The following is a 17333-nucleotide window of genomic DNA, read 5'->3' on the forward strand; positions in this document are numbered from 1 at the left end:
ATGAGACGGTAGTGCCCCACGTGAGACAACAATGTCTCACCTGGCCTATGCTTGTCTCATGGCTGTCGATCGTGACCACGTGCTGCGCAGCGCAGCCGCCCTGCTCACCCGGAAATCCACCGCCACCATGGACGAGGTCGCCCGGGCGGCCGGGATCAGCCGGGCCACGCTGCACCGCCGGTTCGCCGGCCGCGACGCGCTCGTGCGGGCGCTGGAGGCGCTGGGCATCGCCGAGTGCGAGGCCGCCCTCGACGCCGCGCGCCTGGACGACGGGCCGGCGAAGGACGCCGTACGGCGTCTGGTGGCCTCCATCGAGCCGGCCGCCGGACTGCTCGCCTTCCTGTACACGGAGAACCAGCTGTTCGAGGGCGAGGAGCAGAACGCGGGCTGGGCCCGGATCGACGACCGGATCGCGGCCCTGTTCCGGCGCGGCCAGGCGAGCGGCGAGTTCCGCATCGACCTGACTCCGGCCTGGCTCACGGAGGCCCTCTACGGCCTGCTGGCCTGCGGCGCCTGGTCCGTGTCCGAGGGCCGGGTGGCCTCCAGGGACTTCACCCACATGATCGTCGAGCTGCTGCTCGGCGGCGCACTGCGAAGAGAGGAACGATGACCGGCACCCTGCGGCACCGGGGTGCCCCGGGCTCCGGCGGAGCCGGCAGCCCGGGCCGCCGCACGGCGGAGGCGGAGCGGCGCCCCGGCCGCTGGCTCGCGCTCTGCGTCCTGGTCCTGGCCGTGCTGCTGGTGGCCGTCGACGCGACCGTCCTGGGCCTCGCGACCCCCTACATCAGCGAGGACCTGCGACCCACCGGCACCCAGTTGCTGTGGATCGGTGACGTGTACTCGTTCGTCATCGCCGGTCTGCTCGTCTCCATGGGCAGCCTCGGCGACCGCGTCGGCCGCAAACGGATCCTGCTGTACGGCTCCACGGCGTTCGGCGCGGTCTCCGTCCTGAACGCCTACGCGACGAGCCCGGAGACGATGATCCTGGCACGGGCCCTGCTCGGCGTCGCGGGCGCCACGCTGATGCCCGCCACGCTGGCCCTGATCCGCAACCTCTTCCACGACCCGCGCGAGCGCAGCCTCGCCGTCGGGGTCTGGGGAGCGGCCGCCTCCGCCGGCACGGCCGTCGGCCCGGTCGCCGGCGGCTTCCTGCTCGAGCACTTCTGGTGGGGCTCGGTCTTCCTCATCAACCTGCCCGTCATGGCGGTGCTGGTCCTCGTCGGCGCCAGGCTGCTGCCCGAGTCCCGCAACCCGGACCCGGGCCCGTGGGACCTGCCCGGCGTCGTGCTGTCGCTGGCCGGCACGGTCGGGGTCGTCTACGCCGTCAAGGAGGCGGCGGCGCGGGGCCCCGCCTGGGACACCCTCGCCGTCGGAGCGGCCGGCGCGGCCGCGCTGTACCGGTTCGGGCGACGTCAGCTCACGCTCCCGGCGCCGCTGCTGGACATCCGGCTGTTCCGCGACCGGGGCTTCGGCGGTGCCGTCCTCGCCGACCTGCTGACCGTGCTCGGCATGTCCGGGCTGGTGTTCTTCCTCTCCCAGTACCTGCAACTGGTGCAGGGCAGGGGCCCGTTCGAGGCGGGTCTCGCCGAAGTGCCCGCCGCGGTGGGCGCGGTGGCGGCCGGCCTGGTCGCGGGCCGCGCGGCCCGCCGCTTCTCGGTGCGGGCCGTGGTCTCCGGCGGTCTCGCCGCCGTGGGTCTGGCGCTGGCCGCGCTGACGACGCTCGGGGAGGCGACCGGGTACCCGCTGCTCGGCACGGTGCTGCTGGTGGTGGGCCTCGGCGCCGGCTTCTCCTTCACCGTGACCGCCGACGTCATCCTCGCCGGCGTGCCCAAGGAGGAGGCCGGCGCGGCCTCCGCGGTCTCGGAGACGGCCTACGAACTCGGCGCGGCCCTCGGCATCGCCCTGCTCGGCTCGATCGTGACGGGCGCCTACCGCGGCTTCGCCGGCCCGGCGGGCACCCCGGCCGCGGCCCACGAGTCGCTGGGCGGCGCGGTGGAGGCGGCGAAGCACCTGCCGGCCCACACCGGCGAGGCACTGCTCACGGCGGCCCGCGACGCCTTCGTCCACGGCCTGCACCTGGCGTCGGGCGCGGGCGCGGCGGTCCTGCTGGCGACCTCGGCGGCGGCATGGTTCCTGCTGAGGAACCAGAGACTGTGAGACACCGGGTGGGGGAGCGTCACCGGGGTCGCGGCGGACGCGGCCGACGCCGCATCGGCCCGGCCGGCCGGCCAGGAAGGCCCGAAGCGCCCCCCGAAGGAACCGCCGGAGGCGCTACGCCGCCTTCGCCTTCGTGGCGTACATGTCCACGTACTCCTGCCCCGACAGCTGCATCACCTCGGCCATCACCGAGTCGGTGACGGCCCGCAGCACGTACCGGTCCCGGTCCATCCCCTCGTACCGGGAGAACTCCATCGGCTCGCCGAACCGGACGGTGACCCGGCACGGCCGCGGGATGCCCGACCCGCCCGGCTGGATCCTGTCGGTGCCGATCATGGCGAACGGGACGACCGGCGCCCCGGTCATCAGCGTCAGCCGCGCGATGCCGGTGCGCCCGCGGTACAGGCGGCCGTCGGGGGAGCGGGTGCCCTCGGGGTAGATGCCGAAGATCTTCCCCTCCTCCAGGATCCGGCGGCCCGTCATCAGCGCCGCGACACCGCCCTTTCCGCCGTCGCGGTCCACCGGGATCATGCCGACCCCGATGAAGAACCAGGCCATCAGCCGGCCCTTGAGGCCCTTCCCGGTGACGTACTCGTCCTTGCCGATGAAGAAGACCTGACGGTCGCAGACCAGCGGCAGGATCATCGAGTCGATGAACGTGAGGTGATTGCCCGCCAGGATGACCGGGCCGTCGCCCGGGATGCGCTCCGCGCCCTCCACCCGTGGGCGGAACATCAGGCGCATGATCGGGCCGAGCACTGCCTTGATGAGCGCGAACCGGGACAACGTGCCCTCCGGGGTCAAGGGAGTCGATATGAGTCTGTGCAGGTGAGGACGATACTCGCGGCCCGGGGCGGATTGCACATCGGGCACACCGCGTCTTACGCGGTGTTGACCCAGGTTTACCTGCGACGCCACGTCGCCGCATCCCGGTAACCGGGTCGCAACGTGTGACGGAGGTCGCGCGCGCCGGGCCGGCCACGTCCACGGCACCGTGTTCCCCGAGGCCGTGCCGTCATGCCCGACACTCCGTCACCCGGGCGCCCCCGCACCCGACGCGGTGTCACCACTCGCCTCCCCTTACGACATCCGGCGTCACCCCCGCGTTCCGGCCGGGGTCTCCCGTTCGTCATGCTCACGCCCATACGATCGGCGCGCACCGGACGACACGACGGCAGGAGACGGTCATGGGAACGCAGGAGTCGGACGAGCAGTCGGGCGGGACCGGGCGCCGGGCGCTGCTCTCGGCCGCGGTGCTCGGGGCGGGCGGCGCGGTGCTCGGCCTGCCCCAGGGGGCGGCCGCGGCGGAGAGCGGGACGGCCCGGCGCGGGCGCGGCGGCCTGAACGGCCTGCCCGTGCCCACGGTCATCGGCCACCGGGGCGCCAGCGGCTACCGCCCCGAGCACACCTTCGGCTCCTACCAGCTCGCCCTGGACATGGGCGCCCACGTCGTCGAGGCCGGCGACCTGGTGCCCACCAGGGACGGCCACCTCGTCTGCCGGCACGAGCCGGAGATCGGCGGCACGACCGACGTCGCCGATCACCCGGAGTTCGCCGACCGCAGGACCACCAAGGTCCTCGACGGCGTCCGCACCACGGGCTGGTTCACCGAGGACTTCACCCTCGCCGAGCTCAAGACCCTGCGCGCGGTCGAGCGCATCCCGGCCAACCGCCCGCACAACACGCTCTACAACGGCCGCTGGGAGATTCCCACGTTCGAGGAGGTCCTGCGCTGGCAGGACGAGCAGACCCGCAGGCGCGGCAGGCAGGTGTGGATCTACCCCGAGACCAAGCACCCCACGTACTTCCGCAAGCTGGGCCTCGGCGTCGAGGAGCGGGTGGCCGCGCTGCTGCGCCGGCACGGCAAGGACGGGAAGGACTCGCCGGTCATCCTGCAGTCCTTCGAACCGACCAGCATCCAGCGGCTGAACCGGCTCGTCGGCAACCCGCTCGCCGTCCTGCTGTCCGACGCGAACAGCCGTCCCTACGACTTCGTCGAGGCGGGCGACCCGCGCACCGTCGCCGACCTCGTCACCCCTGCGGGCCTGCGGGAGATCGCCTCCTACGCCCAGGGCATCGGCCCGACCGCCGACCTCGTCATCCCGCGGGGCGCCGACGGCAACCTCACGAAGCCGAGCACCCTCGTCCGCGACGCGCACGCCGCGGGCCTGGTCGTGCACCCCTACACCGTGCGCAACGAGAACCCGTTCCTGCCGCCGGCCTTCCGCAGGGGCGCCGACGCGGACGCCTACGGCGACGTCCTCGGCGTGTTCCGGGCGTACTTCGCCACCGGCATCGACGGCATCTTCACCGACAACCCGGACACCGGTCTGCTGGCCCGCGAGGACTTCGTCAACGGCTGAGCCGCCCCTCACCGCTCACGGTGAACCGACGGCCGCTCCGGCAACCCGCGCCGGGGCGGTCGCGTCGTGCTGCACATGACGTACGACCTGCTCACCAGCCTGCGTCCGCTGCTGGCCGCCGAGGCCACGGCGGAGGCGCACGCCGCCGCGTCCGAACCCGGCGACCTGGAGCAGGCGGTCTGGCTCCGCCTGCTGGAACGCCTGGCGGCCGACGGCCCGCCGCACGACCCCCAGGGCTGGCTGCGCCGGGCCGTCCGCTGCGAGGCGCGCCGGGCACGCCGCGCCGCCCGGTGGGAGCGGCCCTACGGTGCGGAGCCCGCCGACGACGGCGAGCGCGGCCCCGAGTCCCTCGCCCTGGCCGCCGCACGCGGGCGGGCGCTGCGTGCCGCCGTGCGGCGCCTGCCCGGCCGGTGTCCCCGGCTGCTGGAGGCGCTGCTGTCGCCGCGAGACCTCACTTACCGGGAGATCGCGGGGGAGTTGGGTATCTCACAGGGCAGCCTCGGACCGGAACGCTCCAGATGTCTTGGTTGTCTGCGACGGCTGCTCGCCCAGGAGGTTGCGGCCGGCGAAGCGCGGGGATAGGAGTGGGGACGACAGGCGATCAGGTGAGCGGGAGGCATGCGCACATGGGCATGAGCGTGACCATCTCTGCGGCGACCGCGCAGGACGCGGAGCAGATCTTCAGGCTGCAGTACCTGTGCTTCCAGAGCGAGGCCGCGCTGTACGGCAACTACCGCATCGACCCGCTCGTCCAGAGCCTGGACTCGGTCCGTCAGGAGGTCGCCGGGGACTGCGTGTTCGTGGCGCGGCTCGGGGACGAGGTGGTTGGCTCGGTGCACGGTCGCGTGGCCGAGGACGGCGCGGCCGCCATCGGCAAGCTCTGCGTCCACCCGCGCCTTCAGGGCCACGGCATCGGCGCCCGTCTGCTGCGCGCCGCGGAGTCGGCCCTCGCCGAGAAGCACGGCGCCACCAGGTTCCGCCTGCACACCGGCCACCGCAGCGAGAGCAACCTGCGCCTGTACCGCCGCGTCGGCTATCAGCGGGTGGGCACCGCCGAGGGTGCGGACGGCGTTCCGATGATCGTCCTGGAGAAGGCGGCGGGGGCGTACGCGGCGACCGCCTGAGCCCGGGGCGGCCGTCCGGCGCCCGGGGCCCTCGCCCCGGGCGGACCCGGGCAGGGCGGACGCCTCAGTGGGCCGTCTCCGTCCGCCCGGCCCGCGCCCCGCGCAGCCAGTACATCGCCGACACCGGCAGCAGTACCGGGATGAAGAGGTAGCCCATGCCGTAGTCGGACCACACCGTGGCGTCCGGGAAGGCGGACGGCTCGACGAGCGTCCACGTACCCACCGTCAGCACGCCGAGGAGCTCGGCCGCACAGCACACCAACGCCGCCCTGCGCGCGGTCTCGCCGCCGCGGACCAGGGAGTACGTGATGAAGCCGTAGACGACGCCGGCGACGGCCGACAGCGTGTACGCCAGCGGCGCCCGGCCGAAGTCGGTGGCGATCTGGACGACGGAGCGCGACACCGCGCCGACGACCATCACCCCGTACAGCCAGACGAGCAGCATGCCGGGACCGCTGATGAGCCGCGTCCTCGCCGGCTTCTCGTCGGTGGTGACCACCTCATCCTCCCCAGATGTCATAGAGCCGCACCTCCAGCACGGCGAGGACGACACCGCCGGCGGCGGCCGTCACCGAACCCCACCGGGTCCGCTCGGCCAGCGACATGAACCCGGCCGCGGGGACGCAGGCGAACGCGCCCAGCAGATACGCCACGAAGATCGTCGTGCCCTGTTCCGGCTTCCCGCCCCGCGCAAGCGCCGCGACCCCCACCACCAGCTGGATCGTGGCCAGCAGGGTCACCACGGCCATGCCGATGAAATGCCAGTCCTTCGTCGACTGGTCACGGTGGGCCGCCCAGCCGCACCAGGCGGCGAGCAGCAGCGCGGCGACGCCGGTCACCAGCGTCAGGGCATCAAGCATGGAGCGACCTTATTACGGGCCAAAAGACCCGTGGCGGCCGCCCCCGGCCGGGCGCCGTAGGGTCGACGGCATGACCATGCGCGCCCAGGCACTCCTGTTCGACAACGACGGCACCCTCGTCTCCTCCCTCGACTCCGTCCGGCGCTGCTGGACGCGGTGGGCCGTGGAGTACGGGATCAGCGCCGAGCGGTTCGGGCGGATCGAACTGCACGGCCGGACCGCCGCCGAGGTCGCCGCCGACCTGCTGCCCGCCACGCTCGTGCCGGAGGCGGTGGCGCGGATCGAACGGCTGGAGGTCGAGGACGTGCCGAACGGGGGCGTACGGCTGCTGCCGGGCACCCGGGCGTTCCTCGACTCCGTGCCCGCCGACCGGTGGGCCGTCGTCACGTCGGCCACCCGGCGGCTGGCCGAGGCCCGCCTCGACGCCGTCGGCATCCTGCCCAAGACGCTCGTCGCCGCCGAGGACGTCACCCGGGGCAAGCCCGACCCCGAGCCCTACCTGCTCGCCGCCCGCGCGCTGGGGGTCGACCCGGCCCGCTGCGTCGTCTTCGAGGACGCGCCCGCCGGGCTGCGGGCCGGGCGCGCCGCCGGCATGACGACCGTGGCCTTGGCCACCACCCACCGGGCCGGCGAACTCGACGCCGACCTGGTGGTCGAGGACCTGTCGGCCCTGTCCGCGCTGGTCGACGGCGCGGACATCGAGATCTCCGTCCGCCGCTGAGTGATGTCCACGGCTGTCCAGCATGCGGACGGCCGGGTTCGGTCAGGACCGTCCGTCTGCTTTACTGATGCGCATGACCACGACGAGCGACCGCACCCCTGCGACCGAGGCGACCATGACGCCCGGTGCTCGTTGTATGTGTCCTGCGCGTCGAATGTGCGCCTGCTAGAGGGCCCCTGCACCGTCTGATCCTCGCGCCCCGAAGCGAGAGCCCGCTCGTGTCCGCCCCGCGTCCGGCCGCCGGCCGGCGTGCGACCGAGCCCCGCCCCCCGCGCGCACGCTTCTCCCTGTCTGTCCGACGGCGTGAGAACCGTGCTGCGTTCTGGCTGCCCACAACCATGAACGCCGTGCCGGCGCCCACGACGCGCCGCGCACTCGACAGTGACGGAAACCCACGTGATCACCACATCGGGCCTCACCAAGGTCTACCGCTCCCGCGGCCGCGAGGTCACCGCCCTGGACGGCGTCGACCTGCACGTCCGCGAAGGCGAGGTGTACGGCGTCATCGGCCAGTCCGGCGCCGGCAAGTCCTCCCTGATCCGCTGCGTCAACCTGCTGGAGCGCCCCACCTCCGGCACGGTCACCGTCGCCGGCCAGGACCTGACGGCCCTCGCCGGGCGCGGCCCGCGGGCCGGCAAGGAGCTCCGCCGGGCGCGCAGCCACATCGGCATGGTCTTCCAGCACTTCAACCTGCTGTCCTCGCGGACGGTCCAGGACAACGTCGAACTGCCGCTGGAGATCCTCGGCAAGTCCGGGAAGGAACGTTCCCGCAAGGCTCTCGACCTGCTCGACCTCGTCGGCCTCGCCGACAAGGCCGGCGCCTACCCCGCCCAGCTGTCCGGCGGGCAGAAGCAGCGCGTCGGCATCGCCCGCGCCCTCGCCGGCGATCCCCAGGTGCTGCTGTCCGACGAGGCCACCAGCGCCCTCGACCCGGAGACCACCCGCTCCATCCTGCAGCTGCTGCGCGACCTCAACCGGCAGCTCGGCCTGACCGTCCTGCTCATCACCCACGAGATGGACGTCGTCAAGAGCATCTGCGACTCGGCCGCCCTGATGGAGAAGGGCCGCATCGTCGAGTCCGGCACCGTCGGCGAGCTGCTCGCCACCCCGGGGTCCCAGCTCGCCTCCGCGCTGTTCCCGGTCGGCGGCGAGGCCTCCGGCGACGAACGCACCGTCGTGGACGTCACCTTCCACGGCGAGGCCGCCACCCGGCCGGTCATCTCGCAGCTGTCGCGCACCTACAACATCGACATCTCGATCCTCGGCGCCGCCATCGACACCGTCGGCGGCCACCAGGTCGGCCGCATGCGCATCGAGCTGCCCGGCCGCTACGAGGACAACGTCGTGCCGATCGGCTTCCTGCGCGAACAGGGACTGCAGATCGACGTCGTCGGCAACCCGGCCCTCGACGCCCCGCTGGTGACGGAGGCCGCCAAGTGACCTCGACCGACTTCTCGACGATGCAGCCGCTGCTGTCCCAGGCGTGTTGGGACACCCTGTACATGGTCGGCTGGTCCACGCTGATCGCCGTCGTCGGCGGCCTGCCGCTCGGCATCCTGCTCGTCCTCACCGACCGGGGCGGGCTGCTGCAGAACGTCGCCGCCAACAAGGTCATCGGGCAGGTCGTGAACATCGCCCGCTCGATGCCGTTCATCATCCTGATGGTCGCCCTGATGGGCTTCACCCGGTCGGTGACCGGGACGACCATCGGGCGCGAGGCCGCGATCGTGCCGCTGGCCATCGGGGCCATCCCCTTCTTCGCGCGGCTCGTGGAGACGGCCGTCCGCGAGGTCGACGGCGGGCTCGTCGAGGCGGTCCAGGCGATGGGCGGCAACACCTGGACCATCGTCCGCAAGGTGCTCGTCCCGGAGTCCCTGCCGTCGCTGATCTCCAGCACCACCACCACGATCGTGGCGCTCATCGGCTACTCGGCGATGGCCGGCACCGTCGGCGCCGGCGGTCTCGGCGACATCGCCATCCGCTACGGCTACCAGCGCTTCGAGACCGGGCTGATGTGGATCACCGTGGCGATCCTCGCCGTCGTCATCTCGCTCATCCAGTTCGCCGGCGACTGGGCGGCCCGCTCACTGCACGACCGCGGCGGACGCTCCGGCCCGGCGCCGAGGCTGCGGCTGCTGAAGGCCAAGGAGCCGGCGGCGGCCGACGTCGGCAAGGTCGGCTGAGTCACTGCCCGTCCGCCCCCGCACACCCCACCCCCGCACTCCCCGTTCACCACCACGGGGTCGCACCACCCAAGGAAAGGCACTTTTCGTGCGTAACACCGCCAAGATCACCACCGCCGTCCTGGCCGCCGGAGCCCTCACCCTGGGGCTCAGCGCCTGCGGCTCGGGCCCGGACTCCGCCAAGGCCGACGCCGACGCCCCCCTGACCGTCGCCGCCAGCCCGACCCCGCACGGCGAGATCCTCGACTACGTGAAGGATCACCTGGCCAAGAAGGCCGGCCTCAAGCTGGAGGTCAAGGAGTTCACCGACTACGTGACCCCGAACACGGCCGTCCAGCAGGGCCAGGTCGACGCCAACTACTTCCAGCACAAGCCCTACCTCGACGACTTCAACCAGAAGAACGGCACCGACATCGTGCCCGTCCCGGGCGGCACCGTGCACCTGGAGCCCCTCGGCGTCTACTCCAAGAGCGTCAAGAAGCTCGCGGACCTCAAGAAGGGCGCCGACGTCGCCCTGCCGAACGACACCACGAACGAGGCCCGCGCGCTGAAGCTGCTGGAGGCGAACGGCCTGATCAAGCTGAAGGCGAGCGCCGGGTACGCGGCGACCCCGAAGGACGTCGTCTCCAACCCGAGGAACCTGTCGTTCAAGGAGCTGGAGGCGGCGCAGCTGCCGCGCTCCCTCGGGGACGTCGACGCCGCGGTGATCAACGGCAACTACGCCCTGGAGGCCGACCTCAGCCCGGCCAAGGACGCCCTCGCCGCCGAGTCCGCCAAGGGCAACCCGTACGCCAACTTCCTCGCTGTGAAGAAGGGCAACGAGAACGACCCGCGCGTCAAGAAGCTCGTGAAGCTGCTGACCTCCCCCGAGGTGAAGAAGTTCATCCAGGACAAGTACCAGGGCGCGGTCGTCCCCGCCTTCTGATCCCGTCCGCGACGGCCCGCGGGGTCCACGTTCCGGCGGGTGGGGGCGCCCCCACCCGCCGCGACGGCGGGGAGGACCCCGTGGTGCGGGCAGGTGCCTGCATGCTGCATGCTGGGCAGTTCAGCAGGCCTGCAGGTATTCCGAAGCTTACGGAGCGGCGCATGACGAGCACCTTCCCCAACGTCTCCATCAGCACGGAGCGGTTGGTACTGCGCCCCCTCGAGGAGTCGGACGTCGAGGCGTTCACCGAGATGATGAACGACGAACTCGTCACCGCGTGGACCTCCGTGCCCCACCCCTGCACCGAGGCCCACGCCCGCGCCTGGATCACCGAACTCGCGCCCGCCGAACGCGCCGAGGGCAGAGGCATCGTCTTCGCGGTCACCGAGTTCCTCACCCAGCGCCTGGTCGGCACCGTGCACCTGCGCCACACCGACTGGCGGGTGCGCTCCACCGAGATCGCCTACGTCGTCGCCCCCTGGGCCCGCGGCGAGGGCTACGCCTGTGAGGCGGCCCTCGCCACCGCGCAGTGGCTCTTCCACGACCAGCACTTCGAACGCCTGGAACTGCGCACCCCCGCCGACAACACCGCCTCCCAGCAGGTCGCCCAGAAGATCGGCTGCATCAGCGAGGGGGTCCTGCGCGGCGCCCGGATAGCGCGTGCCCGCGGCCGGGACGGCCGGTGGACCGACGTACGCACCGACCTGATCGTCTGGAGCCTGCTGCCCGAGGACCTGGAGGGCGTGGGCGAGCAACTGGCCGACACCGGTGGTTTCACCTCCTTCTCCGACTGGAACTGAACCGGGGCCGAGACCGCCGCCGACGCGACCGGACCCGGCGCGCGCCCGCCCTGCGCCGAGTCCCACCACTCGACCAGGTACTCTCACGGGGCCCCGTGCGGGCGCTGTCCCTGACGACCTGCGAAAACCCCTGGGAGACTGACGACGATGGCCGACCGGGTCACGGTGATCGGCTGGGACGGTTCGCCACCGACCGACGCGGCGCGCTCGGCTCTCTCCGCCGCCACCCTGGTGGCGGGCGCCGCCCACCACCTGGCACTTCCCGAGGTCCCCGGCAGCGCCGAGCGGGTCCGCCTCGGCAGCCCCGCCCTCGCCGCGCGCCGCATCGCCGCCCACCGCGGCACCGCCGTGGTGCTCGCGGACGGAGACCCCGGCTTCTTCGGGGTGGTACGGACCCTGCGCGCCCCCGAGTTCGGCCTGGAGGTCGAGGTCGTCCCCGCCGTCTCCTCGGTGGCCGCCGCCTTCGCCCGCGCCGGCATGCCCTGGGACGACGCGCAGGTGGTCGCCGCCCACCCGCGCACCCTGCGACGGGCGGTGAACGTGTGCCGCGCCCACAGCAAGGTCGCCGTCCTGACCGCCCCCGGCGCCGGACCGGCCGAACTCGGGCTCCTCCTCGAAGGGGTGCACCGCACCTTCGTCATCTGCGAGGAACTCGGCACCGAACGCGAACAGGTCAGCGTCGTCACCTCCGACAAGGCGGCCGACCACACCTGGCGCGACCCGAACGTCGTCATCGTCATCGGCGGCCCCGTCCCCGGCGCCGAGGACGGCGGCTGGATCGCCGGACGCGACCCCGGCGCCGGGCCGCGCGGCTGGACCCAGCCCGCCGAGGCGTACGGCGACGCCCTCGGCGAAGGCGAGACCGACCTCCTCCGCGCGGTCCAACTCGCCCGCCTCGGACCGCGCGTCGGCGACCTGGTGTGGGACATCGGCTGCGGCAGCGGCGCGTTCGCCACCGAGGCCGCGCGCGGCGGCGCCGCCGTCATCGCCGTCGACCAGGACGCGGAGGCCTGCGCCCGCACCGAGGCGGCCGCCCGCCGCTTCGGCGTCCACCTCCAGGTCGTGCACGGCATCGCCCCGCACGTCCTGGAGAACCTGCCCGAGCCGGACGTCGTCCGGGTCGGCGGCGGGGGAGCGGCGGTCGTCTCGGCGGTGGCCGACCGGCGCCCGCAGCGCATCGTCGCGCACGCGGTCAACCGCGACGTGGCCGAACTCGTCGGCCGCGACCTCACCGAGCACGGCTACCGCGTCGAGTGCGCGCTGCTGCAGTCCGTGGAACTCGACACGCGGGCTTGGACGGAGACGGAGCGGAGCGTCGCGTTCCTGCTCACCGGGCTTCTCCCGGATCGTGCCCCGTGATCCGTTTGTCGTACTGCGCGCGGTAGGCTGGCCGATCGTTGTACCGCACCGGGGCGCCCGGCGCTTCGTCGGCCAATGTCCAAAAAGCGCGCCTGTTTTGGGTGAGGCTGCCGCGGTACGGCACAACCGGAGGACGCGCAACGTGGCGCAGTCCACAGCGGACCGTCGCGGATCAAGCTGTCGCGGCGGCGGAACGACCGCGAGAATGCCACTCAATGGCTTTGTCGCTTTTTACACCGGGTCGTTCGTGCCGCTGGGGACGGACGCTCGTTCTTCACTGCGGGACGGTCGGTGCGCCGTTCCCGGTGAGCTGGTCGTGGAAGCACTGAATCGATGGGCGAGGGGTACGCATGACCGACACCGGCCAGGTCCCGGGCGACGGGCTGCCGGAGAACGCAGGCATGGTGGAACAGCCGGGCGTCCCCGCACACGGCGTGTACACCTACCTCGCCGAGACTCCCGCCGAGGACGAGGACCTGCTGCTGCCGGGCTCGCACGGCGCGTGGGGCAACGAGGTGGCCCCGCCCCCGCCGGAGCCCGTCGTCGAGGCCGTCCACGAGCCGGGCCCGCACGAGGTGTCCGGCCGCGACAGCCAGGCCGTCGACCTCGGCGCCGTCCGCCACCCCGCCCCCCCGCCCACGCCGTCCACCCCCGCGGCGGCCACACCCCCGCGCCGGCCGCTGCACCTCGGCCCGCCGATCCCGGACACCTCGGCGAGTCCGGTCCGCTCCCTCGCCGACCGCGGCCCCGCCGGTGCGCCGGTACGTCACGCCGGGCCGCCGGTCACCGGTCCCGAATACCTGGACGTCCCGCAGGCGCAGGAGACGGCACCGCTGGGCGCGGCGCCCTGGGGCACCCAGGTGCCGGCGACCGCTGCCGCGCCGGTGGAGCTGCAGGACCCGGCGGCGGAAGCGGTCGTGCCCGCCGGCGGCCCGGACGGGGCCGCCCAGGCCGCCGTGGCGCGGCTGACCTCACAGGCCGGCGGGCCCGCCCCCGCGGTTGCCCACGCCGTCGACGGCGGGCAGTCCGCGCAGGGGTTCGAAGCCGCCGCGACCGCACACGGAGCCGACGGCGGACCGGCCGCCGCACCCGGGTACGCGCCGGAGAACGCTCACGACTCGACGGGCGGTCAGGTGCCCGGACCGGCCCACGGACCGGACGGCGCCGTCCCGGTGACGGTGGGCCAGGAGCCCCCGCAGGGCCGGGGACCCGTGACCGCCGCCGACGGCCAGATGCCAGGGGCCGCGCAGGTGCCCGGGTCCGCGCACCCGCCGCAGGACGGTTTCCGTGCCGAGGAGGCCGGGGAGGCCGTACATCCCGCGAAAGACGCGGCGCTCGCCGCGGAGGCGGCCGGGGCGACTGCCGGAGCCGGGCAGGTCCAGGCCCCCTGGGCCGCCGCAGCACCCGCTCACGAGGCCGGGCCCGAGGGCGTGCTCGCGACGGGCGCCGTCCCGGCTCCCGTCGTCGGCACCGGCGGGCCCGGTGGTGCCCCGGAGGCGGGCCACGACCCGGAGCACGGCGAGGTCCTGGCCGCGGCACCCGGCGAACCGGCCCCGGAGCACGGGCCGACGCACGGCACCGGCACCGTGGCGCAGGCCGCCGAGGCGCAGCAGCTTGAGGCCGCCGCCACCGGTCCCGAGGCCGGTCCCGGTCCCGAGGCTGCCTCCGGTTCGGGTCCCGAGGCTGCCGCCGGTCCGCTTTCCGCGGCCGCCGCCGGTCCCGTGGCCGCGGAGAACATCGCCGGTCCCTTCACCGACCCCGGTGCCGGTGCCGAGGCCCCTGGGGCCACCGCCGACCCCTCCGCCGAGCCCGTTGCCGTTGTCGAGCCCGCCGAGATCACCGGCGGCTCCTCCGTCGACCCCGGTGCCGCTGCCGGTGTCGAGGCCGCGCACATCGTCGCCGACCCCTCTACCGGCCCCGGTGCGCCTGAGGCCGCGCCCGCGTCCGCGACGGCGGACGCCGTGGCCGTCCCGGCCGCCGCCGGCGGTGACGCGGTGCCCGTCGACGGCGTGGCGCTGCCCGCCGGCGACGGCACCGTCCCCGTGGCCGTCCCGGCGACCCACCCGGCGGCGGACACCGAGCATGCCGTCGCCCAGGGAACGCAGCTCGCGCCGGCCGGGGCGGCGGACCCCGAGGCGGAACAGCCTCCGGCCCCCGGCGCACAGCCCGTGAGCGGGGACGGTGCGGCGGTCGCCGAGACCGGGCCCCCCGACGCGGACCCGGGCACCGCGCCCGTGCAGCAGAGCGCTGCCGACGGTGAGACCTCGCCCGAGGACGCCACCTTCCTCGCGCCCGCGGGAGAGGCTGCCCCCACGGCCGGCACCGAGCCCGGGGAACCGCAGGCCGCCCTCCTCACCGGCGCCCCGCGCCCCGGGGACGAGACCGCCGCGGACCAGGCGCAGCCGGCCGATCCGGCAGCGGCGCCGGCCGAGCCCTCCGGGCCGGCCGCGGCGGACCCGGCCGCCGAAATCGGCACCCCCGCTCCCGGGGAACCGGCAGCGGTGACGGCCGTTCCGGCGCCGGGCGGCCCGGACCCCGAGGGGTCGCTGCCGGGCGACGCGCACCCCGAGGCGTCGCTGCCGGGTGACGCGGGCCGCGAAGCCCCGCTTCCCGGCGGTGTTCCGCTTCAGCCCGAGCCCGGTCAGACACTCGGTCAGTTCGTGCCGGTGGACGGCTCGGTGCCCACCACCCCGCATCTCGCGCCCACGCCGCCGCACTCCGTGACCGTCCCCGGACAGCACCACCACGCCGACGTCCCCGGAGCGACGGCGGAGTCGGCCGCGCAGCACGGCGGTGCCCGCGAAGCCGGGGTCACCGTCCCCGCGCCCCGCGGGGCCGGCACCGCCCCGGCCGCCCCCGGCGAGGAACCCGAACCCGTCGTCGCAGAGCGCGCGGACGACCTCGACACACAGGTCGCCGACCAGGAAGAGAGCACGGCCGCCGTGGCAGAAACACCTCAGTCCACCGGTCCGGCCGCGCCCGGCTACGGCGAGGCCGAGCGCGAGGCCGTGCTCAAGGTCATGCGTGAGCGCCGCGACATCCGCAACGGCTTCCGCAGTGACCCCATCCCGCACGAGGTGCTGCTCCGCGTGCTGGAGGCCGCGCACACGGCCCCGTCCGTGGGCCACTCCCAGCCCTGGGACTTCGTCGTCATCCGCTCCGCCGAGACCCGGCAGGCCATGCACGAGCTGGCCATGCGCCAGCGTGAGGCGTACGCCAAGTCGCTGCCGAAGGGCCGGGCGAAGCAGTTCAAGGAGCTGAAGATCGAGGCCATCCTCGACACGCCCGTGAACATCGTGGTCACCGCCGACCCGACCCGCGGCGGACGGCACACCCTGGGCCGCCACACACAGCCGCAGATGGCGCCCTACTCCTCGGCGCTCGCGGTGGAGAACCTGTGGCTCGCCGCCCGCGCCGAGGGCCTCGGCGTCGGCTGGGTCAGCTTCTTCGACGAGCGCGAGATGGTCCGCGTCCTCGGCCTGCCCGAGCACCTGGAGGTCGTGGCCTACCTGTGCGTCGGATACGTCGACGAGTTCCCGCAGGAGCCGGAGCTGATGCAGGCCGGCTGGTCCAAGCGCCGCCCGCTGTCGTGGGTCGTGCACGAGGAGACGTACGGCCGGCGCGCCCTGCCCGGCGAGGACCCGCACGACCTCCTCGCCGAGACCGTCGCCGGCATCCGCCCGCTGGACGCCAAGGCGCTCGGTGAAGCCTGGGAGCGGCAGAAGCGGATGACCAAGCCCGCGGGCGCGCTCGGCATGCTGGAGATCATCTCCGCCCAGCTGTCCGGACTGTCCCGCCAGTGCCCGCCGCCGATCCCCGAGCCCGCCGCCGTCGCGATCTTCGCCGGCGACCACGGGGTGCACGCCCAGGGCGTCACCCCCTGGCCGCAGGAGGTCACCGCCCAGATGGTGGCCAACTTCCTCGGCGGGGGAGCGGTCTGCAACGCCTTCGCGGGGCAGGTGGGCGCGGAGGTGTGCGTGGTCGACGTCGGCGTGGTCGCCGACCTGCCCGCGACCCCGGGCCTGCTGCCCCGCAAGGTCCGGGCCGGCACCTCGGACATGACCACCGGCCCCGCGATGACCCGCGAGGAGGCCGAGAAGGCCATCGAGGTGGGCATCGAGACCGCCCGGGACCTGGTCGCGGCGGGGAACAAGGCGCTCCTCACGGGCGAGATGGGGATCGCCAACACCACCGCGTCCGCGGCCCTGATCTCCGTCTACACCGGCGCCGACCCGGCCGAGGTCACGGGCCGGGGCACCGGCATCAACGACGAGACGCTCGCCCGCAAGACCGAAGTCGTCCGGCGCGCCCTCGAACTGCACCAGCCGGACCCGGCGGACCCCATCGGCGTCCTCGCCGCGATCGGCGGGTTCGAGCACGCGGCGATGGTCGGCCTCCTCCTCGGCGGCGCCTCCCTGCGCACGCCGGTGATCCTGGACGGCGTCAGCGCCGGCGCGGCCGCCCTGGTCGCCAGGGCCATCGCACCGGAGGTCCTCGCGGCCTGCATCGCCGGCCACCGCAGCGCCGAGCCCGGGCACGTGGCCGCCCTCAACAAACTCGGCCTGCGCCCCCTGGTCGACCTCGACCTGCGCCTGGGCGAGGGCACCGGCGCGCTGCTGGCCCTGCCGCTGGTGCAGAGCACGGCGCGGGCCATGCACGAGGTGGCGACGTTCGACTCGGCGGGCGTCACCGAGAAGTAGTCCGCCGGGGTGGGGTACGTCACTGGGTGCCCCGCCCCACCCCGGCCCGCCGTACCCTGAAGCAATCTCTAGAATGCGCACGTCAGGGCTGCTCCACAGCCGTAGCGCCCATGCGTACCGCCGGGACGAGGAGCCCCACCT

15 protein-coding genes are annotated in these 17333 nt (G+C 74.0%); 12 read left to right on the forward strand and 3 right to left on the reverse strand.

The features are described 5' to 3' along the window. The first annotated feature begins 58 nt into the window (after nucleotides 1–58). Complete coding sequence (locus ACWDNY_RS02815; RefSeq protein ID WP_451643902.1) at nucleotides 59–610, forward strand: TetR/AcrR family transcriptional regulator; 552 nt, start codon at nucleotides 59–61, stop codon at nucleotides 608–610. Then, nucleotides 607–2157 carry an MFS transporter gene (locus ACWDNY_RS02820; RefSeq protein WP_451643903.1) on the forward strand — a complete coding sequence of 517 codons (1551 nt, stop codon included), beginning with the start codon at nucleotides 607–609 and terminating at the stop codon, nucleotides 2155–2157. Before ACWDNY_RS02815 ends, ACWDNY_RS02820 begins: the two co-directional genes overlap by 4 nt. Nucleotides 2158–2271: 114 nt before the next feature. Here ACWDNY_RS02820 and ACWDNY_RS02825 read toward each other — a convergent pair whose 3' ends face one another. After that, nucleotides 2272–2943 carry a lysophospholipid acyltransferase family protein gene (locus ACWDNY_RS02825; RefSeq protein WP_451643904.1) on the reverse strand — a complete coding sequence of 224 codons (672 nt, stop codon included), beginning with the start codon at nucleotides 2941–2943 and terminating at the stop codon, nucleotides 2272–2274. 401 nt (nucleotides 2944–3344) lie between these two features. Here ACWDNY_RS02825 and ACWDNY_RS02830 point away from each other — a divergent pair, with 401 nt between their 5' ends. The 3 genes from ACWDNY_RS02830 to ACWDNY_RS02840 all read left to right on the forward strand — a co-directional run bounded on the left by ACWDNY_RS02830 (nucleotide 3345) and on the right by ACWDNY_RS02840 (nucleotide 5644). Then, on the forward strand, nucleotides 3345–4520 hold the full coding sequence (locus ACWDNY_RS02830; RefSeq protein ID WP_451643905.1) for a glycerophosphodiester phosphodiesterase: 1176 nt from the start codon (nucleotides 3345–3347) through the stop codon (nucleotides 4518–4520). A gap of 75 nt (nucleotides 4521–4595) precedes the next feature. Beyond that, nucleotides 4596–5102, forward strand: coding sequence for a sigma-70 family RNA polymerase sigma factor (locus tag ACWDNY_RS02835; RefSeq protein ID WP_451643906.1), 507 nt, complete (start codon nucleotides 4596–4598; stop codon nucleotides 5100–5102). A gap of 44 nt (nucleotides 5103–5146) precedes the next feature. Further along, nucleotides 5147–5644: a GNAT family N-acetyltransferase gene (locus tag ACWDNY_RS02840; protein ID WP_451643907.1), complete on the forward strand. Its 498-nt coding sequence runs from the start codon at nucleotides 5147–5149 to the stop codon at nucleotides 5642–5644. Nucleotides 5645–5708: 64 nt separating this feature from the next. Here ACWDNY_RS02840 and ACWDNY_RS02845 read toward each other — a convergent pair whose 3' ends face one another. Both ACWDNY_RS02845 and ACWDNY_RS02850 read right to left on the reverse strand, forming a co-directional pair. Further along, nucleotides 5709–6164, reverse strand: coding sequence for a hypothetical protein (locus ACWDNY_RS02845; RefSeq protein WP_451643908.1), 456 nt, complete (start codon nucleotides 6162–6164; stop codon nucleotides 5709–5711). Continuing rightward, a complete protein-coding gene (locus tag ACWDNY_RS02850; RefSeq protein WP_451643909.1) occupies nucleotides 6145–6504 on the reverse strand; it encodes a hypothetical protein in 360 nt (119 codons plus the stop codon). Before ACWDNY_RS02850 ends, ACWDNY_RS02845 begins: the two co-directional genes overlap by 20 nt. 70 nt (nucleotides 6505–6574) lie before the next feature. On the opposite strand from ACWDNY_RS02850, the gene ACWDNY_RS02855 reads away from it, so the two are divergent. The 7 genes from ACWDNY_RS02855 to cobT all read left to right on the forward strand — a co-directional run bounded on the left by ACWDNY_RS02855 (nucleotide 6575) and on the right by cobT (nucleotide 17192). Continuing rightward, a complete protein-coding gene (locus ACWDNY_RS02855) occupies nucleotides 6575–7225 on the forward strand; it encodes an HAD family hydrolase (protein WP_451643910.1) in 651 nt (216 codons plus the stop codon). Between the two features lie 396 nt (nucleotides 7226–7621). Then, nucleotides 7622–8665 (forward strand): methionine ABC transporter ATP-binding protein, encoded by a 1044-nt coding sequence (locus tag ACWDNY_RS02860; RefSeq protein ID WP_451643911.1) that lies wholly within the window; start codon nucleotides 7622–7624, stop codon nucleotides 8663–8665. 20 nt (nucleotides 8666–8685) lie between these two features. Then, nucleotides 8686–9408, forward strand: coding sequence for a methionine ABC transporter permease (locus tag ACWDNY_RS02865; RefSeq protein ID WP_451643947.1), 723 nt, complete (start codon nucleotides 8686–8688; stop codon nucleotides 9406–9408). Between the two features lie 88 nt (nucleotides 9409–9496). Continuing rightward, nucleotides 9497–10333 (forward strand): MetQ/NlpA family ABC transporter substrate-binding protein, encoded by an 837-nt coding sequence (locus ACWDNY_RS02870; protein ID WP_451643912.1) that lies wholly within the window; start codon nucleotides 9497–9499, stop codon nucleotides 10331–10333. A 161-nt stretch (nucleotides 10334–10494) separates the two neighbouring features. Then, nucleotides 10495–11133, forward strand: coding sequence for a GNAT family N-acetyltransferase (locus ACWDNY_RS02875; RefSeq protein ID WP_451643913.1), 639 nt, complete (start codon nucleotides 10495–10497; stop codon nucleotides 11131–11133). A 147-nt stretch (nucleotides 11134–11280) separates the two neighbouring features. Further along, entirely contained in the window at nucleotides 11281–12492 is a 1212-nt protein-coding gene (cbiE, locus tag ACWDNY_RS02880) for a precorrin-6y C5,15-methyltransferase (decarboxylating) subunit CbiE (RefSeq protein WP_451643914.1), read from the forward strand. Nucleotides 12493–12842: 350 nt separating this feature from the next. After that, nucleotides 12843–17192 carry a nicotinate-nucleotide--dimethylbenzimidazole phosphoribosyltransferase gene (cobT, locus tag ACWDNY_RS02885; protein ID WP_451643915.1) on the forward strand — a complete coding sequence of 1450 codons (4350 nt, stop codon included), beginning with the start codon at nucleotides 12843–12845 and terminating at the stop codon, nucleotides 17190–17192. Nucleotides 17193–17333: the final 141 nt, after the last annotated feature.

The sequence above is a fragment of the Streptomyces sp. NPDC003697 genome (genome assembly GCF_053587115.1).